Origin of the sequence: Bacillus sp. H1a, assembly GCF_000633475.1 — a bacterium.
Classification (GTDB): domain Bacteria; phylum Bacillota; class Bacilli; order Bacillales; family Bacillaceae_G; genus Bacillus_A; species Bacillus_A paramycoides.
Genome location: NZ_AYMH01000039.1, coordinates 1 through 26,713, shown reverse-complemented (window position 1 = coordinate 26,713; position 26,713 = coordinate 1). Strand labels below are relative to the sequence as shown.

29 protein-coding genes are annotated in these 26,713 nt (G+C 36.7%); 16 read left to right on the top strand and 13 right to left on the bottom strand.

Going from position 1 to position 26,713, the window contains the following annotated elements; translation table 11 throughout:
* The first annotated feature begins 18 nt into the window (after nt 1–18).
* Together U860_RS0117405 and pepA are read left to right on the top strand one after the other, a co-directional pair.
* The gene (locus U860_RS0117405; protein WP_002174011.1) at nt 19–645 is read left to right on the top strand and encodes a 3D domain-containing protein; all 627 of its coding nucleotides are present in this window, start codon (nt 19–21) and stop codon (nt 643–645) included.
* A gap of 219 nt (nt 646–864) precedes the next feature.
* Entirely contained in the window at nt 865–2,349 is a 1,485-nt protein-coding gene (pepA, locus tag U860_RS0117400; RefSeq protein WP_025149561.1) for a cytosol aminopeptidase, read from the top strand.
* A 168-nt stretch (nt 2,350–2,517) separates the two neighbouring features.
* Here the strand turns inward: pepA and cdaS are convergent, their stop codons facing one another.
* Nucleotides 2,518–3,123 (bottom strand): sporulation-specific diadenylate cyclase CdaS, encoded by a 606-nt coding sequence (gene cdaS, locus U860_RS0117395; protein WP_025149560.1) that lies wholly within the window; start codon nt 3,121–3,123, stop codon nt 2,518–2,520.
* A gap of 143 nt (nt 3,124–3,266) precedes the next feature.
* Between cdaS and U860_RS0117390 the strand changes: the two genes are divergently transcribed.
* Complete coding sequence (locus U860_RS0117390) at nt 3,267–4,991, top strand: phospho-sugar mutase (protein WP_025149559.1); 1,725 nt, start codon at nt 3,267–3,269, stop codon at nt 4,989–4,991.
* A 152-nt stretch (nt 4,992–5,143) separates the two neighbouring features.
* Nucleotides 5,144–6,031 (top strand): UTP--glucose-1-phosphate uridylyltransferase GalU, encoded by an 888-nt coding sequence (gene galU / locus U860_RS0117385; protein WP_025149558.1) that lies wholly within the window; start codon nt 5,144–5,146, stop codon nt 6,029–6,031.
* A 43-nt stretch (nt 6,032–6,074) separates the two neighbouring features.
* Here the strand turns inward: galU and U860_RS0117380 are convergent, their stop codons facing one another.
* Both U860_RS0117380 and U860_RS0117375 read right to left on the bottom strand, forming a co-directional pair.
* Nucleotides 6,075–6,668 (bottom strand): biotin transporter BioY, encoded by a 594-nt coding sequence (locus U860_RS0117380; protein ID WP_002174006.1) that lies wholly within the window; start codon nt 6,666–6,668, stop codon nt 6,075–6,077.
* Nucleotides 6,669–6,718: 50 nt separating this feature from the next.
* On the bottom strand, nt 6,719–7,462 hold the full coding sequence (locus tag U860_RS0117375) for a DUF3298 and DUF4163 domain-containing protein (RefSeq protein WP_025149557.1): 744 nt from the start codon (nt 7,460–7,462) through the stop codon (nt 6,719–6,721).
* Between the two features lie 97 nt (nt 7,463–7,559).
* Here U860_RS0117375 and U860_RS0117370 point away from each other — a divergent pair, with 97 nt between their 5' ends.
* Nucleotides 7,560–7,943 (top strand): hotdog fold thioesterase, encoded by a 384-nt coding sequence (locus tag U860_RS0117370; protein WP_002174004.1) that lies wholly within the window; start codon nt 7,560–7,562, stop codon nt 7,941–7,943.
* A gap of 38 nt (nt 7,944–7,981) precedes the next feature.
* Here U860_RS0117370 and U860_RS0117365 read toward each other — a convergent pair whose 3' ends face one another.
* On the bottom strand, nt 7,982–9,358 hold the full coding sequence (locus U860_RS0117365; protein WP_000287156.1) for a glycine--tRNA ligase: 1,377 nt from the start codon (nt 9,356–9,358) through the stop codon (nt 7,982–7,984).
* A 498-nt stretch (nt 9,359–9,856) separates the two neighbouring features.
* A complete protein-coding gene (locus U860_RS0117360) occupies nt 9,857–10,570 on the bottom strand; it encodes a DNA alkylation repair protein (protein ID WP_002174003.1) in 714 nt (237 codons plus the stop codon).
* A 118-nt stretch (nt 10,571–10,688) separates the two neighbouring features.
* On the opposite strand from U860_RS0117360, the gene U860_RS0117355 reads away from it, so the two are divergent.
* On the top strand, nt 10,689–11,156 hold the full coding sequence (locus tag U860_RS0117355; protein ID WP_025149556.1) for a hypothetical protein: 468 nt from the start codon (nt 10,689–10,691) through the stop codon (nt 11,154–11,156).
* Nucleotides 11,157–11,298: 142 nt separating this feature from the next.
* On the opposite strand, the gene U860_RS0117350 is transcribed toward U860_RS0117355, so the two are convergent.
* A complete protein-coding gene (locus U860_RS0117350; protein WP_025149555.1) occupies nt 11,299–12,624 on the bottom strand; it encodes an ArsB/NhaD family transporter in 1,326 nt (441 codons plus the stop codon).
* A gap of 289 nt (nt 12,625–12,913) precedes the next feature.
* Here U860_RS0117350 and kapD point away from each other — a divergent pair, with 289 nt between their 5' ends.
* The gene (gene kapD / locus U860_RS0117345) at nt 12,914–13,537 is read left to right on the top strand and encodes a 3'-5' exonuclease KapD (RefSeq protein ID WP_025149554.1); all 624 of its coding nucleotides are present in this window, start codon (nt 12,914–12,916) and stop codon (nt 13,535–13,537) included.
* Between the two features lie 41 nt (nt 13,538–13,578).
* Here the strand turns inward: kapD and U860_RS0117340 are convergent, their stop codons facing one another.
* Nucleotides 13,579–13,962: a kinase-associated lipoprotein B gene (locus tag U860_RS0117340; RefSeq protein ID WP_002173999.1), complete on the bottom strand. Its 384-nt coding sequence runs from the start codon at nt 13,960–13,962 to the stop codon at nt 13,579–13,581.
* Between the two features lie 168 nt (nt 13,963–14,130).
* Between U860_RS0117340 and U860_RS35955 the strand changes: the two genes are divergently transcribed.
* Both U860_RS35955 and U860_RS0117330 read left to right on the top strand, forming a co-directional pair.
* The gene (locus tag U860_RS35955; RefSeq protein ID WP_002173998.1) at nt 14,131–14,307 is read left to right on the top strand and encodes a hypothetical protein; all 177 of its coding nucleotides are present in this window, start codon (nt 14,131–14,133) and stop codon (nt 14,305–14,307) included.
* A 68-nt stretch (nt 14,308–14,375) separates the two neighbouring features.
* Entirely contained in the window at nt 14,376–14,915 is a 540-nt protein-coding gene (locus U860_RS0117330; protein WP_025149553.1) for a superoxide dismutase family protein, read from the top strand.
* 30 nt (nt 14,916–14,945) lie between these two features.
* Here U860_RS0117330 and U860_RS0117325 read toward each other — a convergent pair whose 3' ends face one another.
* A complete protein-coding gene (locus tag U860_RS0117325; RefSeq protein ID WP_025149552.1) occupies nt 14,946–16,100 on the bottom strand; it encodes a MalY/PatB family protein in 1,155 nt (384 codons plus the stop codon).
* Nucleotides 16,101–16,217: 117 nt separating this feature from the next.
* Between U860_RS0117325 and U860_RS0117320 the strand changes: the two genes are divergently transcribed.
* Nucleotides 16,218–16,469: a YugE family protein gene (locus U860_RS0117320; RefSeq protein WP_025149551.1), complete on the top strand. Its 252-nt coding sequence runs from the start codon at nt 16,218–16,220 to the stop codon at nt 16,467–16,469.
* A gap of 75 nt (nt 16,470–16,544) precedes the next feature.
* On the opposite strand, the gene U860_RS0117315 is transcribed toward U860_RS0117320, so the two are convergent.
* Nucleotides 16,545–17,390: an alpha/beta hydrolase gene (locus U860_RS0117315; RefSeq protein ID WP_002173994.1), complete on the bottom strand. Its 846-nt coding sequence runs from the start codon at nt 17,388–17,390 to the stop codon at nt 16,545–16,547.
* 577 nt (nt 17,391–17,967) lie between these two features.
* Between U860_RS0117315 and U860_RS32460 the strand changes: the two genes are divergently transcribed.
* Entirely contained in the window at nt 17,968–18,414 is a 447-nt protein-coding gene (locus U860_RS32460) for a DUF4362 domain-containing protein (protein ID WP_162791007.1), read from the top strand.
* Between the two features lie 244 nt (nt 18,415–18,658).
* On the opposite strand, the gene U860_RS0117305 is transcribed toward U860_RS32460, so the two are convergent.
* Nucleotides 18,659–19,651 (bottom strand): D-glycerate dehydrogenase, encoded by a 993-nt coding sequence (locus U860_RS0117305; RefSeq protein ID WP_115610328.1) that lies wholly within the window; start codon nt 19,649–19,651, stop codon nt 18,659–18,661.
* A 149-nt stretch (nt 19,652–19,800) separates the two neighbouring features.
* Between U860_RS0117305 and U860_RS0117300 the strand changes: the two genes are divergently transcribed.
* The 3 genes from U860_RS0117300 (at nt 19,801) to yugI (ending at nt 22,084) form a co-directional block, all read left to right on the top strand.
* Nucleotides 19,801–20,298, top strand: coding sequence for an Lrp/AsnC family transcriptional regulator (locus tag U860_RS0117300; protein WP_025149548.1), 498 nt, complete (start codon nt 19,801–19,803; stop codon nt 20,296–20,298).
* Nucleotides 20,295–21,485: an aminotransferase gene (locus tag U860_RS0117295; protein WP_025149547.1), complete on the top strand. Its 1,191-nt coding sequence runs from the start codon at nt 20,295–20,297 to the stop codon at nt 21,483–21,485. The genes U860_RS0117300 and U860_RS0117295 overlap by 4 nt, the downstream gene beginning before the upstream one ends.
* A gap of 254 nt (nt 21,486–21,739) precedes the next feature.
* Nucleotides 21,740–22,084: a S1 domain-containing post-transcriptional regulator GSP13 gene (gene yugI, locus U860_RS0117290; protein WP_002173990.1), complete on the top strand. Its 345-nt coding sequence runs from the start codon at nt 21,740–21,742 to the stop codon at nt 22,082–22,084.
* 110 nt (nt 22,085–22,194) lie between these two features.
* Here the strand turns inward: yugI and U860_RS0117285 are convergent, their stop codons facing one another.
* A complete protein-coding gene (locus U860_RS0117285) occupies nt 22,195–22,428 on the bottom strand; it encodes a DUF378 domain-containing protein (protein ID WP_002173987.1) in 234 nt (77 codons plus the stop codon).
* Between the two features lie 284 nt (nt 22,429–22,712).
* On the opposite strand from U860_RS0117285, the gene U860_RS0117280 reads away from it, so the two are divergent.
* Nucleotides 22,713–24,065 (top strand): glucose-6-phosphate isomerase, encoded by a 1,353-nt coding sequence (locus U860_RS0117280; RefSeq protein ID WP_002173986.1) that lies wholly within the window; start codon nt 22,713–22,715, stop codon nt 24,063–24,065.
* Between the two features lie 134 nt (nt 24,066–24,199).
* Entirely contained in the window at nt 24,200–24,610 is a 411-nt protein-coding gene (locus U860_RS0117275) for a YugN-like family protein (RefSeq protein ID WP_025149546.1), read from the top strand.
* On the opposite strand, the gene U860_RS0117270 is transcribed toward U860_RS0117275, so the two are convergent.
* Nucleotides 24,597–25,592, bottom strand: coding sequence for a potassium channel family protein (locus U860_RS0117270; protein WP_002173984.1), 996 nt, complete (start codon nt 25,590–25,592; stop codon nt 24,597–24,599). The two genes, U860_RS0117275 and U860_RS0117270, sit on opposite strands and share 14 nt — an antisense overlap.
* A gap of 94 nt (nt 25,593–25,686) precedes the next feature.
* Nucleotides 25,687–26,367: an MgtC/SapB family protein gene (locus U860_RS0117265; protein ID WP_002173983.1), complete on the bottom strand. Its 681-nt coding sequence runs from the start codon at nt 26,365–26,367 to the stop codon at nt 25,687–25,689.
* Nucleotides 26,368–26,713: the final 346 nt, after the last annotated feature.

Genomic DNA, 26,713 nt, shown 5'->3' with positions numbered 1-26,713 from the left:
GGAGTGTGGAATATAAAAATGTTAAAACGATATTGTATTCGCATTATGATGACTTGTTTACTTGCATTCGCATTATGCGTAACATGGAAGGCTTTCACAGGAGTTTCTTTATTAGAAATTATAAAATCATATGAAGAAACGAGTGCAAAAGAAGTACATGCAGCAGAAATTGAGAAAAAAGTTGCTCCGAGTAAAGAAGTGATAAATGCTTTAGAACAGGCAAATGACTGGTCTAAATATCGTGTTATAGAAATGACTGCAACCGGCTATACATCAGGTGTTGAGTCGACTGGTAAGAGGCCGGGGCATCCAGAGTATGGTATTACATATTCAGGTGTCAAAGCGAAAAGAGATTTATATTCTACGATAGCTGCTGATCTACGTGTATTCCCAATTGGAACAATTTTATTTGTACCAGGTTACGGATATGGAGTTGTAGCGGATAAAGGCGGCGCTATTAAAGGAAATAGGCTTGATTTGTATTACGATACGGTTCAAGATGTGTATAGTCAATGGGGCAAGAAAAAAGTAAACGTATATGTAGTGAAAGTCGGAGATGGCAAGTTTACGGAAGAACAGTTAACGATGTTAAACCAAGATGAAACGATGCAGGTGTTTCGTGGTCAATATTTAAAACAAAGATAGTCTAGTGGCAATAACACTAGACTTTTTTTCTTGTCTTATTTCACCATAGAATATATTGGAGGTAGCATCTTTATCCCGATTGGTGTGGGCTAATAATCAGTGGGGGATGGCCCCCACTGATTAAAGTTTCACTTTATATGAGATGATAAAAGTTAGAATTGTCGCATTTTATCGAAAATATAGTTATAATAGGCGTAGAGAAATTTAGGGGGTCTGAACATGTTTCAAGTACAAAAAGAATTAGCAAGTCATGAAGCAGTAATTGTTGCCTTATTTGAAGAAGATAAAACGAGCAGTTTTGTACAAGAGCTGGACAAAGCGTTTGAGGGACAATTACAAGTTTTATTAGAAGAAAAAGAACTTTCTGCTAAGAAGAAAGCCATTTCAAAAGTACATAGCTTAGGAAAAACAAATGTTAAACGTTATTATTTTGTTGGTTTAGGTAAGAAAGAGTCATATACAACAGAAACGTTACGTGCAGCTCTTAGTAAAGCATTTAAATCGTTACAAGTGGCAAAAGTACAAGATGCAGCAATCTTACTTGATTCTTTCGTAACGGAGAAATTAGACGCGATTGATGTAGCTCATATTGCATCTGAAGTATATTGCCTTGGCACATACGGATTACAAACATATAAAACGGATAAAAAAGAAAGTGTGGAGCTAGAAAAGCTTATCGCTATTACGGCAGAAGATGCGCAAGAAATTGAAGCGGCATTAACAGTTGGATATGTGCATGGACGTGCAACAAATTCAGCTCGTACACTTGTGAACATGCCGCCAAACGTATTAACAGCGACAAAGCTTGCTGAGTATGCAGTTGAGTTAGCTGAAAAATACGATATGGACTATAAAGTTCTTGAGAAAGAAGAGATGGAAGAGCTTGGTATGGGTGCATTACTTGCAGTAAACCAAGGTTCTACAGAGCCACCAAAAATGATCGCTCTTATTTATAAAGGAAAAGAAGAGTGGACGGATGTAATTGGATTTGTTGGAAAAGGGATTACATATGATACAGGCGGCTACTCTTTAAAACCTCGTGAAGGCATGGTTGGTATGAAGGGAGATATGGGTGGTGCAGCAGCAGTTCTTGGTGCGATGGAAATCATCGGTGAACTTCGCCCTGAGCAAAATGTAATTGCTGTGATTCCATCAACTGATAATGTTGTAAGTGGTACAGCATTTAAGCCAGATGATGTTATTACATCTATGAGCGGAAAAACAATTGAAGTATTAAATACGGATGCAGAAGGTCGTCTAGCATTAGCTGATGGCATTACGTATGCGAAGAAACTTGGTGCAAATTACCTTGTTGATGTTGCAACGTTAACAGGTGGTGTGATTGTTGCACTTGGAAATCATACAACAGGTGCAATGACGAACGATGAAGAGTTGTTTGAACAAGTGTTAGAAGCATCAATGGAAACGGATGAGCCGATTTGGCAATTACCGATTTTTGAGCGTGATAAAGAACGTGTTCGAAACAGTAAATTTGCTGATCTAAATAACTCACCAGGTCGTGAAGGACATGCGGTTATGGCAGGTACATTCCTAGGTGAATTTGCAGAAGAGACACCATGGGTGCACTTAGACATCGCTGGAACATCTGAAACAACAGGTGCACATGATTTAGGCCCGGCTGGAGCAACAGGTGCGATGGTTCGTACACTTGCAACACTTGTTGAACGTTTCGGAGAAGAATAATTTTTGAAGAAAAGGCTGTCTCAAATTTTTGGGACAGTCTTTTCTTATTGATACGGTACGACTATTGTGAATTTTTGTCAGTAAGTCAATGTTCTTTGTCGAAACGTCGATATAATTTCATTTACTATTGTACTGTCCCAAAAAGTGTTACATAGTGAAAGATTCGCCTTATAAAGAAATCGTATATAAATTTCCATTTAAAGCGAATGAAGTACGCCCTGTTTCCTCAGAGACAACTAATATAAGGGAATCGCTTCTCTCTGATAAACCAATTGCGGCTCGGTGGCGTGTTCCTAGCTCAGAATCAATCTCTGTACTTTTTGTTAACGGAAGAATATTAGCAGCTGAGACAATATGATTATTTTTAATAAGAACGGCTCCGTCATGAAGAGGATTACCTGGATAAAAAATTGATTCGAGTAGTGGAGCGGTTAAGTGTGCGTTTAGTGTCGTTCCAGTTTGAATGAAAGAATCAAGAATATCGTTTCGTTCCACAACAATAAGAGCACCGTGTTTTCGGGTGCTTAAATGTTGAACAGCTGTTGTGATAAAATGCGAACTTTCCGTATAAGGTGATAAGTATGCTTGAATATAATATGTAGCCGCTAACGTCTGTACGTTCGTTAACATATGATGAATATCTTCCATTTTACATAAAATACATTCATCTTCTTTATCGATTGCTTGTCTCATATTTGATAATTCTTTTTCGGCAATTTCGATCATCTGCTTTGTTTTTATTTTGAGCTCTTCTGACAAGCCCCATTCATGCATAATCCTCATTCCCTTTGGTGGAGTATTTAACCATAGTGTATACAAATATTTATAGTAAAATCCTGCTGGATTTTAAAAAATATTGAGATACAGGTTGTTTTTTTCATATAATGAAGTTATGACACGTGAGGGGAGATAGAAGGATGAATTGGAAACAAGAATTTAGTCGATGGCTTTCATATGCAGAATTAGATGTAGAATTAAAAGAACAGCTAGAAAACATGAGACAAGATGAGAAGAAGATTGAAGATAGCTTCTATAAAAACTTAGAGTTTGGTACAGGTGGTATGCGCGGTGAACTTGGTGCTGGTACGAATCGTTTAAATGTATATACAGTTCGTAAAGCAACAAAAGGATTAGCAGGTTTTATTGAAAAATTAGGTGAAGAAGCGAAAAAACGTGGTGTTGTTGTAGCGTATGATTCTCGTCATAAATCACCTGAATTTGCAATGGAAGTAGCTGCTACACTTGGTGCACACGGTATTACAACATATGTATTTGAAAGCTTACGTCCAACGCCAGTGCTTTCTTTCGCAGTTCGTCATTTACATACAGTAAGTGGAATCGTTCTTACGGCGAGTCATAATCCACCTGAATATAACGGTTATAAAGTATATGGTGAAGATGGTGGGCAGTTGCCTCCAAAAGAAGCTGATGAGTTAATTAGCTACGTAAATGCAGTGAAAGATGAATTAACAGTTGAAGTTGCTGATGTGGAGCAATTAAAAGCTGACGGTTTATTACATATAATTGGACAAGAAGTAGATGATGCATATGCAGCAGAATTGAACAATGTCATTATTAATAAAGAAATGGTACAAAAAGTTGGTAAAGATTTAAAAATCGTCTTTACTCCATTACACGGAACGTCAAATATTTCTGTACGCCGTGGCCTAGAAGAAGTTGGATTTACAGATGTAACGGTTGTGAAAGAGCAAGAGTTACCAGATCCAAACTTCTCTACAGTAAAATCGCCGAATCCAGAAGAGCATGCAGCGTTTGAGTATGCAATTCGTGACGGTGAAAAAATTGGCGCAGACGTGTTAATTGCAACTGATCCTGACGCAGACCGTCTAGGCGTAGCAGTTCGTAATCACGATGGTGAGTTTCAAGTATTAACTGGTAACCAAACAGGTGCATTAATGCTCGATTACTTATTGTCACAAAAGAAAGAAAACGGGACTCTTCCGGAAAACGGTGTTGTTCTAAAAACAATCGTAACGTCTGAAATTGGCCGCACAATCGCAAAAGCATACGGTTTGGATACAGTTGATACGTTAACTGGGTTTAAATTTATCGGTGAGAAAATTAAACAGTATGAAGAAAGTGGACAATATGAATTCCAATTCGGTTATGAGGAAAGCTATGGTTATTTAATCCGTCCATTCTGCCGTGATAAAGATGCGGTACAATCTGTCTTATTTGCATGTGAAGTAGCCGCATACTACAAAGCGCAAGGCAAAACGTTATATGATGGTCTATTAGAAGTATTCGAGAAGTATGGTTTCTTCCGTGAAGATCTTGTATCGTTAACGTTAAAAGGAAAAGACGGTGCTGAACAGATTCAAAAGATGATGGCAACATTCCGTGCAAATCCTCCAAAAGAAGTAGCTGGCTTCACAGTCGTTGCGGTTGAGGATTATAAGGAAAGCATCATTACAACTTTACAAGATGGAAATAAGGAAGAGATTCACTTACCGAAATCAAATGTGTTAAAATATCAATTAGAAGATGGTTCTTGGTTCTGCTTACGTCCATCTGGCACAGAGCCAAAAATTAAATTCTACTTTGGTGTACAAGATGATTCCTTACAAAATAGTGAACAAAAGTTACTGACTATTAAAGAAGACATTATGAATCGTTTATAATAGAATAGAGTACTACTGATTGGAAAAGAGGAGAACGGAGAACGGCCTCCTCTTTTCTTATAGTTTTGTATGATGTAGAGGATTATTAAGAGATAATGTTATAAATTTGCACCTTACTGAGAGAATTAGAATGAAAAGCGAGGGTATTTGTCATGAAAAAAGTGAGAAAAGCAATTATCCCGGCAGCGGGATTAGGAACACGCTTTTTACCAGCAACAAAAGCAATGCCAAAAGAAATGTTACCGATAGTAGATAAACCAACTATCCAATACATTGTAGAAGAAGCAGTGAAATCAGGAATCGAAGATATTATTATCGTTACTGGTAAAACAAAGCGCTCTATCGAAGATCACTTTGATAATGCATTTGAGCTAGAGCAAAACTTATTAGAAAAGAAAAAGTATGAGTTACTTGAAAAAGTACAGGCTTCTTCAAAAATGGTAGATATTCATTATATCCGTCAAAAAGAACCGAAAGGGCTAGGACATGCTGTTTGGTGTGCACGTAAATTCATCGGTGATGAGCCATTTGCAGTATTATTAGGTGATGATATCGTTCAAGCTGAAACACCATGTTTACGTCAATTAATGGACGAGTATGACAAAACACTTTCTTCTGTTATTGGTGTACAAACTGTTCCTGAGGCAGAAACACATCGCTACGGAATTATCGATCCGTTAGAGCAAGAGGGACGTCGTTATCAAGTTCGTAATTTCGTTGAAAAACCAGCGCAAGGTACTGCACCTTCAAACTTAGCGATTATGGGACGTTACGTTTTAACTCCTGAAATCTTTATGTTCTTGGAACAGCAACAAGTTGGAGCGGGTGGCGAAATTCAGTTAACGGATGCAATTCAAAGCTTAAATGAAATTCAACGTGTATTTGCGTATGATTTCGAAGGAAAGCGTTATGACGTTGGTGAAAAATTAGGATTTGTTCAAACAACAATTGAAATGGCATTGCAACACGCAGAATTACGTGATGATATGCTTGTCATGATGAAGAAAATTTTAGATGAGCAAACGAAGCAAGAGTCTTAATATAATAAAAAGGAGTTGTTCCCATAGGAACAACTCCTTTTTATTATGAAATAGTCGAATGAGAGTGTTGATAGGCTGAACGGCGTACAGCATAGTATATGCGAGGTGCGATAATAGCGCCGATAATTGTAAATGCAATATCTTTTACTGCAAACCACATCATAATCATCCAAGCGGCTTTATAACTCATATTACCGCCCATGAAAATATTGACTGCCCCGTACATATAAGTAGTACCGATAATATACGTTAAAATGATTCCGGCGAAAGAAGCAATTGCAAAGGTGCTGAATGTTGGTCTTTCTTTTCGTTCCACTAGTTTTCCTGATACGTAAGCAACGATAATAAATGCGATAATAAAACCACCAGTAGGATCTAAAAGTGCTCCAAATCCAGCTTTGAAGTTAGCGAAGATTGGCGCACCTGCTACTCCAACAAGCATATAAACAGTCATTGATAATGCCCCAAGTCTACTTCCAAGAAGAAGCCCTGCTAAAATTGCGAAAAATGGTTGCATAGATAATGGAACGCCCGCTATTTGTAGGAATGGTGCCCAAGATACAATATTTGCACCAATAGCCATAAGAGCGACGAACATGGCAGCCAATGCTAGATCTAAAACATGAAATCTCCTCATATTGTTAACTCCCTGTTGTGTTTAGGTTAACAATATCGTAGCGAAAATATTTACTTGTTGTCAATCAAAATATTTTGATAAGAAGACTTTAAATAGTCTCTCAGCAATGTATATGGAATACGAAATTGTGGGATTCCGCTTGAATAAGGAGCAATTTCATATAAAGGGAAATAAATCACGAGATTATCTGGTTCTAAAAAGTAGTGGAACTTTTTAGCGCTCATTACCTTTTCGGTTGCGTCAGGAAAATAAATGCTTTCATTTTGTTTAATTTGTCTTACAATCTCTGTACGAATTATTTCTTTATATTTATCCTCTTGTTGAAATAGATCGTCTAAGTGTAATAATTTTTTTTCGTTTAAATCAAATGTATTTGCCTTCCACGTATAAAGTCCGTGCGCTCCGCCTGTATATTGATAGTAATTCACATATAGGCTGAGAAAAGGTGGTTTGTTTAAAGCTACTTTATAGTCAACATTTGCAATGTATGGATGAAAAGGTGTGCTAGATCCTTCTGTTTCTTTATAATATTTCTTCGCTTCTTTCTCTAACTTACTTTTAAATTTATCAGTAGAATTTTGGTAATAGGAATTCAGCTTATTTTGAAATTGTGAATCAGAAAAATTGTGAAAAGAAGGCCTATTAATTTGATATTCTATATAAGGTTTCTTACCTTTTTGCGTTACAGTCTTAACATCAATTGTCAGGTTAGATGCTTTGGCTGCATGCGTACAATTTGGTACAATAGTCAGCAAGGAGAATATAAGCAGTAGTATACAAAATTTTTGTTTCATTTAGGTGAAACCTCCTTATATAAGTGTTATAGGTAGTTTGAAAGTAAATAGGTAAAAATATACATTTAATTAAAAGTGAGAGAAGGGGGGAAACGATATGTCAAAAACTTTAATGGATTCGCTTGGAATTGAGTTGTTAGAAATGACAGAAGATAAGGTAGTTGCTACGATGCCGGTGGATGGACGCACGCATCAGCCGTTTGGCTTTTTACATGGCGGTGCATCTGTTGCTTTAGCAGAAACTGTGGCAAGTGTTGGTTCATACAATTTAATTGATCAAGAAAAATGTATTTGTTTCGGATTAGAAATTAACGCAAACCATATTCGTTCAAAGCAAGATGGAATTGTAACAGCGATCGGAACACCGATACATAGAGGACAAACAACGATGGTTTGGGATATTCGTATCATTGATGAAAATGACGATTTATTATGTATTTCAAGATGTACGGTAGCAATTAAAGAAAAACGTGAAAAATAGAAAAGAGGCGGCTCTTATGAGCTGCCTCTTTTTTATAATTAGAACTGGATTTTCTTCTCTAAGAAACCTTTTAGTTCGCTAATTGGCATACGAACTTGTTCCATTGTGTCACGGTCACGTACTGTAACAGCTTTGTCTTCAACTGAGTCGAAGTCATATGTGATACAGAATGGTGTACCGATTTCGTCTTGACGACGGTAACGTTTACCGATAGAACCAGTTTCGTCAAAGTCTACCATGAAGTCTTTAGCTAGTTCTGCGAATACTTCAGTAGCACCTTCAGATAGCTTTTTAGATAATGGTAAGATTGCTGCTTTGTATGGTGCTAAAGCAGGGTGGAAACGAAGAACTGTACGAGAATCATTTTCTAATTGCTCTTCTTCATATGCATCACATAAGAATGCTAATGTTACACGGTCTGCACCTAGAGATGGCTCGATGCAATATGGTACGTAACGCTCATTCGTTTGTGGATCAATATAGTTAAAGTCTTCGTTAGAGTGTTCCATGTGACGTTTTAAATCGAAATCTGTACGAGATGCAACGCCCCAAAGTTCGCCCCAACCGAATGGGAATCTGAATTCAATATCAGTTGTTGCATTACTGTAGTGAGATAACTCTTCTTCACCGTGGTCACGAAGACGCATGCTTTCTTCAGTCATACCAAGTGAAAGTAACCAGTTTTTACAAGTTTCACGCCAGAATGCGAACCACTCTAAATCTTCACCAGGTTTACAGAAGAATTCAAGTTCCATTTGTTCGAATTCACGTGTACGGAATGTGAAGTTACCAGGTGTAATTTCGTTACGGAAACTTTTACCGATTTGGCCAATACCAAATGGAAGTTTTTTACGCATAGAGCGTTGTACGTTTTTAAAGTTTACGAAAATACCTTGTGCTGTTTCAGGACGAAGGAAGATTTCGTTTGTGCTAGACTCTGTAACACCTTGGAATGTTTTGAACATTAAGTTGAATTGACGGATTTCCGTGAATTCTTGACTACCGCAATCTGGGCATTTTACTTCATGTTCTTTCATTAAGTCAGCCATTTGGTCGAAAGTAAGACCGTCAACGACCATTTCGATGCCTTTTGCATCTAATGCATCTTCAATTAATTTGTCAGCACGGTGACGAGCTTTACATTTTTTACAGTCGATCATTGGGTCATTAAAGTTACCAACGTGACCAGAAGCGATCCAAGTTTTTGGGTTCATTAAGATAGCAGCATCTAACCCAACGTTGTATGGAGATTCTTGAATGAATTTTTTCCACCAAGCTTTTTTAACGTTATTTTTTAATTCGATTCCAAGTGGACCGTAATCCCAAGTGTTTGCAAGACCACCGTAAATTTCAGAACCAGGGAAAACAAAACCGCGATGTTTCGCTAAGTTTACAACTTGTTCCATTGAATACATAATAAAATCCTCCTTTTGAAAGTTAACGTATTGGCGATGACGTGATGGATACTTGTGAAACGAGCTATTTCCGCCTCACATTTTGAACGAGCCGCTTCCGCTTTTAAATTATCCAGCTCCGGTGACTAGAACAGTCGGTCATTTCGCGCCTTCCTGTGAGGCGAAAAGCGCCTCTTCGTCAGGAGCTCCAATGCCCTCCTGTTCTGAGTGAGTCACCTCCGCTTTTAAATTAAATACAAAAAAGCTCGTCTCTAGGCAATTCTGCCTAGGGACGAGCTTGTATATACCCGCGGTTCCACCCTAGTTGATGCGCATTTCGCACATCCACTTTCATCACGTATTGCTCGAGACTGCCGTTTCCTTGCGGCTTCAGGCTTTCACTATCCCTGAATCGCTTTTGTGCAAGTACTTATAAGTCCGTCATCGCTACTTATATTAATAATAATGAACATATTCTATCACGTTCTTTTTTAAATCACAATAGAGGAACGTGCCTATCTATGATAGAGTCTCGCCTATTTTTTCGTTATTTATTCCGTAAGTTTGTTTAATGTGCTTAATTGCTTCACGTTTACTTAACGGAGCGAGTTTGTTAGTTTGAACGTATTCCCAAACTACATCAGGCCTTGTTTTTGCGTATTCACGAAGGACCCAGCCGATAGCTTTTTGAATGAAAAATTCTTTTGATGAGTTCAGTTGTCCGATAATCCAGAAAAGGAGTTCTTCATCCATCTTTTGTTTATATTTCAGCTGGAATAAAATAGCAGCACGTTGTAGCCATATGTTTTCTGATGCAATCCATTTTGGAATATATGCGGAAATTAATTCTGGATGTTTTAAAAAGATATCACCTAAAAATGTAGGGATGATGCCGTCGACAGTATCCCACCAAGATTTTGTAACAATAAGTTCTTCTAAAAATGGGATATGAGTTTCATTTATGTGTTTTCTATATTTTTGTAGTATGTCGAGTGCGGCAGCTTGAAATTCACGTTCTGGTAAGTCCCAAAGCTCACGTATGATAATTTGAAAGTCCTTTTTATCTGGGAGAGTATGTATTTGAATGACGTCTTTCAATAATTGTCTTCGCTCGGGAGTTTGAATACCGAGAAAAGGGAAGTGATTTTTCATATAACGTGCCATCGGTTCTGCTTTTTCAGGGTTTTTATGAGCTGTAAAATGCTCTTGTAATGCTTTTACAAATGGATGCATAAGTAGGTTCTCCTCTCTTATTGTCTTTCTCATATTATTATACAGAGGGTTTGGATGAATTTTAAAACATAACTTGTAGGTTAATGAAATATGTTGAGAAGAGAGAGGAGAGGATAAGATGGAAGATCAAGGCGTACTAGCAGGTTTCTTTGCTCTTAGTTTTGCGTTCGTTCTTGTCGTTTTAATTTGGGCCATTATTTCGTATTTGTTAACGGCTTTTGCACTTTATACGATGGCGAAAAATGATGGTGCAACTGATGGTGTTCTTGCGTTTATTCCTTTTTTAAATAGTAAGACATGGGGTGACTTAGCGAAAGATAAATTGCCAGATTTCTTGAAAGAAGAAGCAGGATGGAAAATATTCGGTATATATGTCGCGTGTTTCATCTTTAATTTTGTGCCAATTATACATTTATTAGCAATTGCTGTGTCGATTGTGCTGTCTATTTATCTCATCTACGCTATTTTAGATAGATACGGAATGAATGCCATACTATTTACTATCATTCATACAATCACATTTTCGGTTTTCTTGCCGATTCATTTGTTTATTATTCGGAATGAACCGGTGAGGTATAACGAGTAGATTTTCCGTTTTTGTTGATAAGTCGATATAATGAGAAAACCGCCGATATAATTGGAGTTGCGGTCGATATAATGAGAAAATAGCTGATATATTGAGCTTTGTTCCAGAAAAAAGGCGCCCTGCTTAGCAGGGCGCTTAATTACTACATAAGGTAGCGTAAGTAAATGTAAATGTGAGAAATGATTAATGAAACGATCATAATTGGGAAACCGACTTTTAGGAAGTCCATGTAGCTAAATTTATGTCCTTCACGGCTAGCGATACCGGCTACGATTACGTTAGCGGAAGCCCCGATTAATGTTCCATTTCCACCTAGGCAAGCACCTAATGCTAATGCCCACCATAGTACGTCGATTTGTGCGTCAGAAGGTGATAAACCTAGTCCGACTGCCATATCGTTAATAAGTGGGATCATTGTTGCAACAAATGGAATGTTATCGATTGTTGCAGAGGCGATACCAGATACCCATAGAATAAGAATAGATGCGTAAGAAATATCTCCGCCTGTTATTCCAATTACTTTTTGAGCTAACATTTTGATAAGACCGATGTCGATAAGTCCTCCAACGAGTACGAATAGTCCCGCGAAGAAGAAGATTGTTACCCACTCTACACTAGCGAATACCTCTTCGATTTCATGTTCTTTCACACCGATTAGCATAAGTACAGTAGCGCCAGTTAAGGCAATGATAGCTGCATCAATATGGAAAATGGAATGAGTCATGAAACCTACAATAGTAAGTCCAAGTACTGTTAAAGATTTCTTCATTAATACTGGATCTTTAATGTATTGTTTTTCATCTAAGCTCATTAATTTTTTAACTTGTACAGGATCAGCAATTAATTGCTTACGGTACATGAAGTAAAGCATTGTCGCTGTAACAGCAATGATAATAATTACGATAGGTGCTAAGTTTAATAAGAAAGCATTGAAATCTAAATGCTTATTTGCAGAGCCAATCATAATATTTGGTGGATCACCAATTAATGTTGCTGTTCCTCCGATGTTTGAAAAAATAATTTCAGAAAGTAAATATGGAACAGGATTTACTTGCAGTATGCGCGTAATAGATAAAGTAACTGGAACGACAAGAAGTACTGTTGTAACGTTATCTAAAAATGCGGAGCCAAGTGCGGTAAGTAAGGAAAGTGAAATTAAAATTTTAATTGGATTTCCTTGAGCTCCTTTTGCAGCTTTAATGGCAACGTATTGGAAGACCCCTGACTTACTTGTAATGTTTACTAGTATCATCATACCGATGAGTAACGTAATAGTTCCCCATTCAATATGTTTCGTAAAGGCGTTGTGTAAGTCAACGACACCCACAATTACCATGAGTGCTGCACCAAGAAGTGCGATGACAGCGCGGTTAATTTTTTCAGAAATAATAATGGCATATGTAATTAAAAAGACTGCGATAGCAAAATAATACTGCCAGTTTGCGAGCTCTTGCGTTGTTTCGTGCAAAACTCTCATCTCCTTTCGTTCACTTTTCTTAGTGTGTCAAAAATATTCTAGAAGAAACACACATAACGTCATTATAAAGTAGGAAAATGACGGATGTAAATGAAAGGGGCTATTTTGTCATATTTTCTGCATAGGTCATTTTTTCTTATTTTTTAAAATATTTGCGGGCATTTGACATATATATAAGATACATCCAATCCGAATATTTAAAATGGAATCAGCGTTCGAGCTTGTTCGTGTAGGAGTGCCAAATAGAAAGGAATGACAAAAATGATAAGGAAGGGATCGTATGGATGAACAACGATTTTTATTTTTAGACTTTGAGTTTACGATGCCCCAGCATAGAAAAAAACCAAAAGGTTTTTTTCCGGAAATTATTGAGGTAGGACTCGTTTCAGTTGTTGGTTGTAAGGTGGAAGATACGTATTCGTCACATGTCAGGCCAAAAACATTTCCGTCCTTAACGGATCGATGTAAAAAATTTTTAGGAATTAAACAAGAAGTAGTGGACAAAGGAATTTCTTTTCATGAACTTGTTGAGAAACTTGCCGAATATGAAAAGAGATGCAAACCGACAATTGTAACGTGGGGAAATATGGATATGAAAGTATTGAAGCATAACTGCGAAATGGCGGGAGTAGTATTTCCATTCTTCGGACAGTTCCGTGATTTATCGCTTGAGTATAAGAAGTTTTTTGGAGAGCGAAATCAAACAGGATTGTGGAAAGCGATTGAGGCGTATGGAAAAGTAGGAACAGGAAAGCATCATTGTGCGCTTGATGATGCGATGACGACATATAATATTTTTAAGTTAGTAGAAAAAGATAAAGAGTATTTAGTCAAACCAGCACCTCCAACATTAGGCGAGCTTGTTGATTTTTCGAAAGTGTTAAAGAAAGTGAGTACACAGTAACGACCAAATTGCACAATATGTAATTTGGTCGTTTTGTTTTTTTAGAGTTTGTAATCTTGCTTCAATTGCTGAAGTGTTTCTAGACTACGCCCTGCAAAAGGTGAATCATCTTCAGAAAATGAATTCATTTGAGTTTCTAATGCTAATTTTAGTGACTCTCTATAATCCGGGATTTCTCCTTCATATTTTTTCACCATTTGCTCTGGAATGTTCGTCTGTTCACGGAAAGCTAAAGCGCGTCTTTCATGGAAAAATGGTACATCAGCTTGTTTTACATTATGTAAATCACCCTGCACTGGATGTTTTAAAACAGCTAATACTTTTACGACGTAACTGCCAGGGCGGCTATTTGTAATTTCACCGATATATTTTCCAGTTTTATAAATACCAGTAACGATTTCACCAATTTCAAATGTTTCTCTCATATTTTTCACCTCAAATTAATAGTAAGGAAAGTGCGTGAAGGAGTCAAAGAAATCATTCGTTCACGGAATGTCCTTGAGAATATGAATGGGTTCAACTATAATTTAAAATAATATAACAGAAAATTCTGATGTTGATTTTTATGAATCCCCTGATAAGGAGTGTTCCATATGATGCCTTTATATTTTCCGGAAGATAAAACAGAATATATTATTCCAGGTATTGTTTGCGTTCTATTTATCATCGGTGCGGTTGCTACGTGGCGTATGTTCATTCGTGTATCAAAACGAGAAGCAGAGCGATTACAGAAAGTAGAAGAGAAGCTTTTAGCTGAGAAGAAACACTAATTCATTTTTGTATGTTTCCCTCTATGCTCGGACAATCTAAGGGCAGAATGTATTTTGGAGGGAATAGAATGAAAAGACGGCTTTTTTTTAGTTGTTGTTTGTTATTTCTGATGGCGGGTTGTGACCAAGGAAAGCCGAAAGAAATTGATGTGAAATTACATAATGCTTCAGGTGATGAAGTTGGGACTGCAAAAGTCGTTCAACAAACAAGTGGAGTGAAGATTAAGATTAAAGCGGAAGGTTTTACACCAGGCCCGCATGGAATACATGTACACGAAATTGGAGAGTGTAAAGCACCTCGTTTTGAATCATCTGGGAATCATTTTAATCCAGATAAGAAAAAGCACGGACTCCTCAATCCGAAAGGTGCAGAAAACGGTGATTTACCGAACGTAGTTGCAGACGGTTCTGGAAAGATTAAAGCGGAAATCGACGCGCCGCATATAACACTTGAAGAAGGGAAAACGACGATTCATAGAAAAGATGGAGCGTCTATTATAATTACAGAAAACCCTGATGATGGTATGACACAACCAACAGGAAAATCTGGTAATCGAATTGCTTGCGGTGTTATTGTTAAAAAAGCGTCAGATATAAAGAAAAAATAGAAGCTACCATTGAAGGTAGCTTCTGTTATATTACGATGAAAATGTATTGCGAAGTCTGTTTAAAATCTCTTCTAAGACGGACCTTGGACAGCCGATGTTGATTCGAATATGCTCAGTTCCACCCAATCCATATTTCTCACCAGGTTCAACGATGATTTTTCCTTTCTCTTCGAGTAATGTTGTTCGCTCATTTTGAGAAAGGTTCAAGCGTGAACAATCAATCCACAGTAAAAAACTACCTTCTGGTTTCATTACAGAAAGAGTTGGTATGTGGTTTTGAATATACTCACAAGCAAATCGAGCGTTCTCTTCAACGTATAATCGAATTTCACTTAGCCAATCATTACATTCTGTATATGCACTTTGCATTGCTGTATAAGCAAATATATTTAATCCGTGGAATCCTTGTCTATATTGAATAGACGTAAAAGCATTACGGAGTTTTTCATCCGGAATAATAATGATAGATGCTTGTAACCCGGCGATATTAAATGTTTTGCTTGGAGCCATACAAGTAATTGTGCGCGCTGCTAATTCTTCAGATAAAGAGGCAAACGGTGTATGGGTATGACCTGCGTAAATAATATCAGCGTGAATTTCATCCGCGACAACGATTACATTATATTTTGTACATAACGTACCGAGCTTTGTTAGTTCCTCTTTCGTCCAAACGCGTCCGATAGGATTGTGAGGGCTACAAAGAAGCATCAGTTTTACACCTTGTTGAAATTGCGTTTCTAAATGCTCGAAGTCTATCGCATATGTGCCATTTTGTTTCTGTAATGGACTTTCACATAATTTCCTGTTATTCGTTGTGACCATTTCAAAAAATGGTGGATAAATAGGAGGTTGTACGAGTACGGATTCTCCTTCTTTCGTTAAAGCTTGTATGCTCGTACTAAGGGCTGGAACGATGCCTGCGCTAAATACAATCCACTCTTTTTGTATATCCCAATTGTATTGGCTTTGCGCCCAATTACAAATAATATCTCCAATATTTTCGGGAGGAAGTGTATAGCCGAAAATAGGATGTTCTATCCGTTTTTGTAATGCAGTTTGAATTGGTTTTGGTACTTCAAAATCCATATCGGCAATCCAAGCGTGAATGAGTTCTTCGTTTTTATATGTATCCCATTTTGTACTATGTGTTCCGCGACGATTTACCGTTTTATGAAATAGCTGCATATGTTTTCTCCTTTCTTCTGTAAAACCGTTAAGTTATGAAAGTTCTCTCTCTTCTTATAGAATAGCTGATGTGATACGATAAAGAAAAGCATTAAAAAGTGAAAAGGCGGGAAGCAGATGGGTGCATATGAAAAGATGATAGAGGTTGTGAAAAATTGGGACCCGTTTCAAATGGGACCGGAGTTCTACGAAACAGAAGCGAGCGATGTTGTGAACGTTGTAAGTGTGTTTGACGATCCAAAATATATCGCAAAGAAGATCCAACATATATACTTTATGTCTTTTGAGGAAGTGCCTGCGCTTGAAAAATGTGAGAAGTTAGCTGTGGAATTACTTGTAGTAAAAGAAGGCGGAAGTTGTTCATTATAGGCTGTCGGAATTTCCGACAGCCTTTTTGTTTATTTTAGTTCGTTCGGATTAATTAAAGTTTCACTTTATCCCGCTTTATCGTGCGGAAAATGCCATGATTTCTTCATAAACATGTTCGGGTTTTTCTTCAGGTAGTAAGTGACCTGTATTTTCGTAAGAGATAAATGTTGAATTAGGTAAATCTTTGTGTAAGCGACGTCCTACCTGTAAAGGGACGACGCGATCTTTTTCACCCCAAATGAGTAATATTGGCGTTTCGATTTTTTGTAATTCAGTTGAAGATAAGTCACCTTCACGGTCTCTTATCATTCGAGTTAAGGCAGGGAATATACGATTATCATAAAAAGGAGCAGCGTAGCCTTCCATCATTTCATTATCAATTAATGAATGGTCATGGACGACATTCATTAAGTTATGAACGATGCCTCTTCGAATAATCCAGTTCTTCACGTATAAATGGAAGAACGGTAAATAAGAAGAGTACAGTAAAGGCAAATTTGCGCGTGCTAAATAACTAGAACTGCATAGTAAAATCGTCTTTGAAATTAATTCAGGGCGTAGGCGGTTTACATAGAGTGAAATTTGTCCACCCATAGAGTGACCAACTAATACAATATCCGAGAGAGCTAGATGTTCTATCAAATCGATAATAATAGCCGCTAAATTGTGATAAGAATACTTAAAGAGATGAGATTTATCACTTTTTCCGAATGGAGGTAAATCCAGGGCAATTACTGTACCTTCTTTCATTAATAAAGGAATGAGGCGTCGATAGCTAAATGAGGAAGATAGGAAGCCGTGAACGAGTACGAAAGTAGGTCGCCCTTTATTAATATTATTATTATGTTCATACAATTCGTAATGGATAGTAGTGCCGCGAGTGGAAAAAGTGAAGTAAGGGCATTTGCATTCATGGTTCATTTTTTGTCACTCCATTGATTTTTGTTCATATCATCTCCAAGCGAGAAAAAAATATGTTAACAAAAAAAGGCAAGATGACTATGCCTAAGTAGTTCGGTTTTTGTGGAGAAACATTCTAAATAGTGTAGTAAATAAAGGGCTAAATCGCATTATGATTTAACCCTTTATTTTTGCTTATATATCGGTGTTTTATGTTAAAATACACATAAATTGGCAGTTAAAATCGCACATCAAATAACACTGTGACAATAACTATTGTCAAGGTGAAAAATGGGTTGCTAAAATGGTTGCTAATTACAATGCTAAATCTACTATCATTTAATTGACAATTTTAAGAACCTTCTATAACTTTTGCGAAACTTATAAGTCATCCGATGGAAAAGAACTTACTCCCGCACAACGTTTAGGCATTACAGATAAGGTATTTGATTTGAAAGATATAATATATTTTAAAATAGTTCGCCTTACATTAAGCGAACTTATTTATTGAAAAGTAAATGGAAAATTTATGCTGAAATTAAATTAATAAGGTGTAAGGTAATGAACTTAAATAGATAATTCGTTTGGAGGGGAAGATGTGAAGAGATTTCTATTGATAATGATTTTACTTTTGATTGTAATTAGCACTATTGGTTGTTCAAGCGGAGCGTATAGCTATGAAGAAGCGATTAAAAGAGGCGATATTGTATATCAGGTTAAAGTTGATAATTTAGAGAGGTTTGAAAAGTTCTTAGATAATCTATCTAACAAGAAAGAAGACACTATACGAGTTACAAGCTACACAAAAGAAGGAGACCCTATTTTCGAAGACTTGCAATTCGATGGAAAGAGTATTCAATATACTTATGATAATTCAAACGATGCGTATGCTGGAAACGATAAAGGTATAGAAAAAGATGTTTGTACAGAAATAATTAAGAAGGAAAATGAACAAGGTCAAGATGATTTCTTTGTAAGTGGCTGTTCAAAGGGTGATGACAGATTTCTAATTCGTGTAGAAAAGGAAAAATTAAAGCATAATTAATTAAAAACGCTTGGTTCAAAACCAAGCGTTTTTTGTGTCGATTTCATTGCTAATTCGTTTAATAATTCTAATGTTATTTAGTTAATGAAATGAACTGAACTGTTGTTTCAGTTTTTCTCCACATTATCTGAACTACTTAGACTATGCCATCTTGCCTTACATTTATTTATCCCGCTATTTGTGGGAGTCGTGCTAATAATCAGTGTGGATGGACAACTCCACCAATGATTAAAGTTTCACTTTATTATCCACGTACAATATTAGGTGGTGTTTTTCCTTGTAATCCTGCCACTAAATTTTCAGCAGCTGTCATTGCCATTTGCTGTCTTGTTTTTAATGTTGCAGATCCTATGTGCGGTAAAGTCACAACATTTTGCAATGATAAAAGCGGATTATCTTTTTGGATAGGCTCTTGTGTAAATGTATCGATACCAGCTGCAAATATTTTCTTTTCTGCTAATGCATGAATTAATGCAGTTTCATCTACTGTTTTCCCTCGAGAGGCATTAATGAAGATTGCTGTTTCTTTCATTAATGAAAATTCTTTTTCTCCGATAAGATGATACGTTTCATCTGTTAATGGAGTAAGAAGAATAATAAAATCAGATTGTTTGATTAGCGTTTGTAAATCACAATATGTAGCGTCAAATTTTTGCTCAGCGTCTTCCTTACGACGACGATTATAGTAAAGAACGTTCATATCAAATCCAAATTTCGCACGTTTTGCGACCGCTTCTCCGATTCGCCCCATTCCAATAATACCGATTGTACTATGGTGCACATCTAGTCCGAAGTGTTCTTTTCCGATTTCAGCATTCCATTCACCGTTTTTTACATATGAATCGAGTTCACACACGCGGCGACCAGCAGATAACATAAGAGCGAAAACGAGGTCAGCTACCGTATCATCTAATACGTATGGTGTATTCGTTCCGATGACATTTCGACTTTGCATTGCTTTTAAATCAAAATTATCGTAACCAACAGAAATGTTGCTCACTACTTTCAAGTTAGGAGCGGCTTGTAACAACTCTTCATTTATGGCTGAGCCGAAATTAAGTAATCCATCTTTATCTTTTATTTTTTCTAATAAAACATCACGAGGTACTTTCTCATTTTGATCCCATTTTTCGTAATCGCAGTGTTCCGATAAATAAGTTTCTACAAATGTTGGAACTGGCTCAGCAATATATACTTTTGGTTTCACGCTTCCATCCCCTTTCATCTTTATCCCGATTGGTGCGGGATAATAATCAGTGGGGATGGACAACCCCCACTGATTAAAGTTTCACTTTATTTTTACATAATTCTCTAAAAAAATCTTCTTTTCAAACAGGAAAGGGTATTTGTATAATTTAGGCACAAACAAAAGAGAGGATGAGTTATATGATGACTGAAAAGGAATTAGAATTGTTAGCTTGCCTTGAAAAAAATAGTCGTTTATCTGTAGAAGTATTAGCGAAGCTGTTAAGTATAGATGTAGAAGAAGCGAAAAAGATGGTTGCGAAATTAGAAAGTGAAAAAATTATCGTGGACTATGTAACACATATCGATTGGACAAAAGTGAAAGAAAATACTGGTTTAACAGCAATGATTGATGTGAAAGTTACACCGAAGCGTGGCGTTGGTTTTGATGCGGTTGCTGAACAAATTTATCGCTATTCAGAAGTGAAATCAGTTTATTTAATGTCTGGTACATATGATCTTTCTATTACGTTAGAAGGAAAAACGATGGGCGAAGTAGCGATGTTTGTTTCTGAGAAATTAGCAACAATTGAATCCGTTGTTTCTACGACAACTCATTTTATTTTGAAGAAGTATAAACATGAGGGCATTATTTATGAAAAAACTGATGATGATAAGAGAATTGTGGTGACACCATGAAGCAATTTGAACTATCTAGAGTAGCAGAATCTTTACAACCATCCGGCATTCGAAAGTTTTTCGATATAGCGGCGAGTATGAAAGGTGTTATTTCACTCGGAGTGGGAGAGCCTGACTTTGTTACACCTTGGAATGTAAGGCAAGCATGTATTCGTTCTTTAGAGCAAGGATATACAGCATATACAGCAAATGCAGGATTATTAGAGCTCCGTCAAGAAATAGCAAAGTATCTAAAAAAACAATTTGCAGTATCTTATGATCCAAATGATGAAATCATTGTTACAGTTGGAGCGAGCCAAGCGCTAGATGTAGCAATGCGCGCTATTGTAAATCCTGATGATGAAGTACTTATTATTGAACCAAGCTTCGTTTCGTATGCACCGCTTGTTACGTTGGCTGGCGGAGTCCCGGTTCCAGTAGCGACTTCATTAGAAGATGAATTTAAAGTACAACCAGATCAAATTGAAGCAGCTATTACAGCAAAAACAAAGGCGATTTTACTTTGTTCTCCAAATAACCCAACAGGTGCAATGTTAAATAAATCCGAATTAGAAAAGCTAGCAGTCATTGTGGAGAAATATAATTTAATCGTATTATCTGATGAAATTTATGCAGAGCTCGTATATGACGAAGCGTATACAAGTTTCGCGAGTATTAAAAATATGCGTGAGCATACGATTTTAATTTCAGGATTTTCAAAAGGATTTGCGATGACAGGATGGCGTCTTGGTATGATCGCAGCCCCTGTTCAATTTTCAGAATTAATGCTCAAAATTCACCAATATTCAATGATGTGTGCACCGACGATGTCTCAATTCGCAGCACTGGAAGCATTGCGTGCAGGAAATGATGAAGTAATTCGAATGAGAGATAGTTATAAAAAGCGTCGCAACTTTATGACGATATCTTTCAATGAAATGGGCTTAACATGTCATGTACCGGGCGGAGCATTTTATGTCTTTCCTTCCATTGCTTCAACTGGACTATCTTCAGCAGAATTCGCAGAAAAGTTATTATTAGAAGAAAAAGTGGCTGTTGTTCCTGGAAGTGTATTTGGCGACAGTGGTGAAGGATTCATTCGTTGTTCATATGCGACATCGCTTGAGCAACTTATGGAAGCAATGAAAAGGATGGAACGGTTCATAGAGAATAAAAAAAGGACAAAACACAATACGTTTTGTCCATAAAAGGGGGGGAATACTAGAAAGCCATGTGTTAGTATTCTATCCCAATATTGGAGAATTATACGTATTATAGGAAATTTCTTCGTGAATTTTGAATGAGTTCTATCATAGTGGTATAATTTACTAATATAAGGTGTACTTATTCTAGATTGCTTTACTGAGGATAAGTATTAACCAATCGGATATTTAACAATAAATACATCTGCTTTGCTATCTACAATTGTAGAGAAAATGGTAAACGTATGGGAGTGTTTCATATGTCAGAACAATATACAACAGGAGTGGTTGTAACAGGGAAAGTGACTGGAATTCAAGATTACGGTGCATTTGTAGCGTTAGATGCAGAAACACAAGGACTTGTGCATATATCTGAAATTACAAATGGATATGTAAAGGATATTCATGACTTTTTAAAGGTCGGCGATACAGTAGAAGTAAAAGTACTTTCAATTGATGAAGAGCACAGAAAAATGAGTTTATCGTTAAAAGCGGCGAAAAGAAAACAAGGAAGGGTTCTTATACCGAAGCCAACCGATAAAGGGTTTAATACGCTGCGTGAAAAGCTAACGGAATGGATTGAAGAATCAGAGTTAACAAAGTAAAAGAGGAGCGCATATGAGCGTTCCTCTTTTACTTTGTCTTATGATATATATTTGCAAATATGATTGCATGCAATCATATTCGTATGTCGGAGATGAAAAAGACATACTGACTATCGAATTTCATGTGTTTCTGGGTGAGTACCAAGATTTTCGGATGGTTTAAATAGTAAACCAAGATTGATAAGCCCAGAAATACCAACGATGCCATAAATAATACGTGCGAGAGCTGAACTTTGTCCACCGAAAATGGCAGCCACTAAGTCAAACTGGAAGAACCCGATCAGTCCCCAGTTAACAGCACCGATTACAGTGAAGACTAATGCGATACGTTGCAGAGTACTCATGAAAAAGCCCCCCCTTAATGTGAAGCATGAGCAAGCAAAGAGTTAATAAGAAAATGTAACTCCTTTATAGAATGGTGTAGTTTTGGTGTTTTTATACATAAAAAATGTACGAAAAAAGGATGTATATACATCTATACCGAAAAATACGAATTTTTATGCAAAAAATGAACTTTTTCTAAAAAATAAATAATGGTTACGTTTACAATTGTTGAATCGCTTGATTTACAACTTTAGTTTCGCTAAAGTGAATACAGAAATACATATACATAATTGGAGGGAAAAAGATGAGTACACATGTAACGTTCGACTATTCTAAAGCGTTATCCTTCATCAGTGAACATGAACTAACTTATTTACGTGATGCAGTAAAAGTATCACACCATGCAATCCACGAAAAAACTGGAGCTGGGAACGATTTCCTTGGGTGGGTAGAGCTTCCGCTTCAATATGACAAAGAAGAATTTGCTCGCATTCAAAAATGCGCAGAAAAAATTAAAAATGACTCTGACATTTTACTTGTTGTAGGTATCGGTGGTTCTTACTTGGGAGCACGTGCAGCAATCGAAATGTTAAACCATTCTTTCTACAACACGCTTTCTAAAGAACAACGTAAAACTCCACAAGTGCTATTTGTTGGACAAAACATTAGCTCCACTTACATGAAAGATTTAATGGACGTACTAGAAGGTAAAGACTTCTCTATTAACGTTATTTCCAAATCAGGTACAACAACAGAGCCTGCAATCGCATTCCGTATTTTCCGTAAATTATTAGAAGAGAAATACGGCAAAGAGGAAGCTCGCAAACGTATTTATGCAACTACAGATAAAGCGCGTGGTGCTTTAAAAACATTAGCTGATAACGAGGGTTACGAAACATTCGTTATTCCAGATGATGTTGGCGGTCGTTTCTCTGTATTAACACCAGTAGGTTTATTACCAATCGCAGTAAGTGGCCTAAACATTGAAGAAATGATGAAAGGTGCAGCTGCTGGTCATGATGACTTCGCGACATCAGAACTTGAAGAAAACCCAGCTTACCAATACGCAGTAGTTCGTAATGCTCTATACAATAAAGGGAAAACAATTGAAATGCTTGTTAACTACGAGCCAGCACTTCAATACTTCTCTGAGTGGTGGAAACAGTTATTTGGTGAAAGTGAAGGAAAAGATCAAAAAGGTATTTTCCCATCTTCAGCAAACTTCTCAACTGACTTACACTCATTAGGTCAATACATTCAAGAAGGTCGCCGTGATCTATTCGAAACAGTTCTTAAAGTAGGTAAATCTACACATGAACTAAAAATCGAATTAGATGACAACGATTTAGATGGATTAAACTACCTTGCTGGTGAAACTGTAGACTTCGTAAACACAAAAGCATACGAAGGTACATTACTTGCACATAGCGACGGCGGAGTACCAAACTTAATCGTAAACATTCCAGAACTAAACGAGTATACATTCGGTTACCTTGTATACTTCTTCGAAAAAGCATGTGCGATGAGCGGCTACCTATTAGGCGTAAATCCATTTGACCAACCAGGAGTAGAAGCATACAAGAAAAACATGTTCGCTCTACTTGGAAAACCAGGATTCGAAGAACTAAAAGCAGAATTAGAAGAGCGTTTAAAATAAAAAAAACTGTTGGGGACGAGCCCCAACAGTTTTTTTATGGAATTTTTTGACGAGTAGCCGACATTCCGGATTGAATCTCATATATATTCAGAATGGAATGGGTATGCTAAAGGAAAGGTCTAGGAGGGATTGATTTGATTCCGATTCAATCAAATTTAGTAGGGCGTACATATGCGTTATATAAGTTAGAAGAGGTTATGAAGCCACTTGGATATAGTATTGGTGGCAATTGGGATTATGATAAAGGATGCTTTGATTACAAAATTGACGAAGAAGATGGTTACCAATTTCTACGAGTGCCATTTACGGCTGTGGATGGAGAGCTAGATATGCCTGGTGTAGTAGTTCGTCTTGAAACACCGTATATTATTTCGCACGTATATCAAGACGAACTAGATAATGACGTAAATACGTTAGCTACTGGGACGAGCTTAGATCAGTTTGCTGAACCGAAAGATCCAGATGGAGATGTGAAAAGAAAGTATATCGATATTGGTAAAGTGCTAGTGCAAGAACTAGAAAAGCATTTCTTTAATGGCGAATAACAATGAGTACGTCACTTTCAATGATAATAAAAGAATGAACTGGATTAATCATATATTGTTCATCACGCTTTATACCCAACAAGAGGATATTTTGTTTTAAAAGAGTGTAGCTGCAATTAGCGAAAGTTTGTCCTATACATGATGGAGCTAGTTCCATCAGTTGTAATTTGTTATCAGAGATTTCATCGTAGAGCGAAAATAATACACCGGAAATAGAAGGGAATAAAAGGGAAGCGGTAAATACATAGCTTGTCAATTTATTTCCTTCTATAATTTCTGATGCCCCTGCTCTCGTTGCATTTTGTATTTGCTCTGAAGTAAGTAGTTCGGCAATACAGTGAATGTTTGGATTAAGTCCTTTTGCAGTTAAGATATTTAAAATGGACTGTGTATCTGCTAAGCTTTCATTTTTTTCTTTATCAGCCGTTATTAATATTGTGTGTGCTGTTGTAATGTTTGCTTTTTGTAAAGTTTGATCGTGGTGTGGACAGCCTTTTATAAATTCTAAATGATGAAATGGTTTTGGAAGTAAAGAGAGTGTTTCATCAATTAAAACGATATCAAGATTTGGTTGTAATACATGCATTTGTTTCACAACGTGTTTGGCACGTTCATTCCAACCAACGATAATCATATGTCCGCTAGAAGTAGCCGCTTCTTCTCCTTTAATCTTCATATATTGCTTACTAATCATTTCGGTAGCAAATAGAACCATATAATAAGAACAAAATCCAGTTCCTAATAAAATAATGCCTATTCCAATAAGTTTCCCTATCGTTGTATGCGGGGCAAAGTCACCATAGCCAACGGTGAAGATTGTAACGATTGACCACCAAATCCCATCGAACCATGTAATAAAGTGAGTGGGTTCTAGTGTATGTATAAGAAAACCAGAGAAAGTAGTAAGTACAATAATAAAACAAATTAAACGAAAAATAATGGAATCACGAAATGTATCTACTAAGTTCGGGCGCGATTTCAATTTTGTATTCCTCCTTACTTTGCAGGACTACATTCATTGTTACCATTATAGAAAAAAGAAAAACTCCCTAATTAAAAAGAGAGCTTGTTTCATGTTACATACTTTCGACTTCAGTTTGTTGAACACTTTCGAGGTGTTGCAGGGCGTAGTAAACATCAGCGGTATGTCTTTTTTGATCGATAGACAATTTAAGATGTAAATAGTGAGAACCACTTTCTAATGTTTTGAGCTTCATATTTTTAACCTTTATATCCATTGCTTTTATTTCCTCAATGACAATAGGGATATTGTCCATATCTCGTACAACAAGTTTGACGGCAATATCGCGTTGGCGTAATGACCTGGGGCCTAAAAAATTCATGGCTAATGGGATAAGTTCTACACTAATCATAAGGAAACACATCCCGAAAATGGCTTCGAGATAAAAGCCAGCTCCGACGGCAATACCGATACCAGAAGCACCCCAAATCATAGCTGCGGTAGTTAGTCCTGCAATACTATCATTTCCTCTTCGTAAAATAACACCAGCACCTAAAAAACCGATTCCTGACACAATTTGAGCCGCTAGTCGAAGTGGATCCATATTCATATGGTCAGTGTGTGGTAAATTGTAAGCTGCTTTAATAGAAACAATGGTTAGGAGGCAGCTAATAATAGAAATAACTAAACAAGTTTTTAAACCGAGTGGTTTACGTTTTAATTCGCGTTCTAAACCGATAGCGAATCCTAAAATAGCTGAGAGACCTAGTTTTATTAATAAATCGGTGTAGTCCATGTATATTCCTCCTTGTATGATATGGTATATGAATAAAACGTTTATATAGAAAGAAACGTTTTTGGACAGAGTGACTTTCTATAGAATATATGTAGGAATTACTTAGAAATGAAAGAGATATTTCGTTTAAGTATATGATATTAAAAAAGAAATGTAGTTGTTTTAAAAAAAGTTTTCAAAAGGTGTTGCATTTCGTTTTTCTGCATGCTATATTAATAAACGTCGCTGATGCAGAAACGCAGAAAACGACAAAAAAGAAATTAAAAAACTTAGTTGACATCGAAAAACGAAGATGTTAACATAAGGAAGTCGCAAACGAGCGACTAAGTAGTTCTTTGAAAACTGA

Bases quoted from the DNA above. Each gene is read 5' to 3' on its own strand.
- U860_RS0117265 (WP_002173983.1), bottom strand. From the start codon at position 26,367: ATGGACTACACCGATTTATTAATAAAACTAGGTCTCTCAGCTATTTTA.
- U860_RS0117375 (WP_025149557.1), bottom strand. From the start codon at position 7,462: ATGAAACAAAAATTTTGTATACTACTGCTTATATTCTCCTTGCTGACT.
- U860_RS0117360 (WP_002174003.1), bottom strand. From the start codon at position 10,570: ATGCATCCATTTGTAAAAGCATTACAAGAGCATTTTACAGCTCATAAA.
- U860_RS0117325 (WP_025149552.1), bottom strand. From the start codon at position 16,100: ATGCAGCTATTTCATAAAACGGTAAATCGTCGCGGAACACATAGTACA.
- cdaS (WP_025149560.1), bottom strand. From the start codon at position 3,123: ATGCATGAATGGGGCTTGTCAGAAGAGCTCAAAATAAAAACAAAGCAG.
- U860_RS0117300 (WP_025149548.1), top strand. From the start codon at position 19,801: ATGATGACTGAAAAGGAATTAGAATTGTTAGCTTGCCTTGAAAAAAAT.
- U860_RS0117340 (WP_002173999.1), bottom strand. From the start codon at position 13,962: ATGAGAGAAACATTTGAAATTGGTGAAATCGTTACTGGTATTTATAAA.
- U860_RS35955 (WP_002173998.1), top strand. From the start codon at position 14,131: ATGATGCCTTTATATTTTCCGGAAGATAAAACAGAATATATTATTCCA.
- U860_RS0117280 (WP_002173986.1), top strand. From the start codon at position 22,713: ATGAGTACACATGTAACGTTCGACTATTCTAAAGCGTTATCCTTCATC.
- pepA (WP_025149561.1), top strand. From the start codon at position 865: ATGTTTCAAGTACAAAAAGAATTAGCAAGTCATGAAGCAGTAATTGTT.
- kapD (WP_025149554.1), top strand. From the start codon at position 12,914: ATGGATGAACAACGATTTTTATTTTTAGACTTTGAGTTTACGATGCCC.
- U860_RS0117390 (WP_025149559.1), top strand. From the start codon at position 3,267: ATGAATTGGAAACAAGAATTTAGTCGATGGCTTTCATATGCAGAATTA.
- U860_RS0117365 (WP_000287156.1), bottom strand. From the start codon at position 9,358: ATGTATTCAATGGAACAAGTTGTAAACTTAGCGAAACATCGCGGTTTT.
- yugI (WP_002173990.1), top strand. From the start codon at position 21,740: ATGTCAGAACAATATACAACAGGAGTGGTTGTAACAGGGAAAGTGACT.
- U860_RS0117295 (WP_025149547.1), top strand. From the start codon at position 20,295: ATGAAGCAATTTGAACTATCTAGAGTAGCAGAATCTTTACAACCATCC.
- U860_RS0117370 (WP_002174004.1), top strand. From the start codon at position 7,560: ATGTCAAAAACTTTAATGGATTCGCTTGGAATTGAGTTGTTAGAAATG.
- U860_RS0117285 (WP_002173987.1), bottom strand. From the start codon at position 22,428: ATGAGTACTCTGCAACGTATCGCATTAGTCTTCACTGTAATCGGTGCT.
- galU (WP_025149558.1), top strand. From the start codon at position 5,144: ATGAAAAAAGTGAGAAAAGCAATTATCCCGGCAGCGGGATTAGGAACA.
- U860_RS0117315 (WP_002173994.1), bottom strand. From the start codon at position 17,390: ATGAACCATGAATGCAAATGCCCTTACTTCACTTTTTCCACTCGCGGC.
- U860_RS0117405 (WP_002174011.1), top strand. From the start codon at position 19: ATGTTAAAACGATATTGTATTCGCATTATGATGACTTGTTTACTTGCA.
- U860_RS0117355 (WP_025149556.1), top strand. From the start codon at position 10,689: ATGGAAGATCAAGGCGTACTAGCAGGTTTCTTTGCTCTTAGTTTTGCG.
- U860_RS0117380 (WP_002174006.1), bottom strand. From the start codon at position 6,668: ATGAGGAGATTTCATGTTTTAGATCTAGCATTGGCTGCCATGTTCGTC.
- U860_RS0117320 (WP_025149551.1), top strand. From the start codon at position 16,218: ATGGGTGCATATGAAAAGATGATAGAGGTTGTGAAAAATTGGGACCCG.
- U860_RS0117330 (WP_025149553.1), top strand. From the start codon at position 14,376: ATGAAAAGACGGCTTTTTTTTAGTTGTTGTTTGTTATTTCTGATGGCG.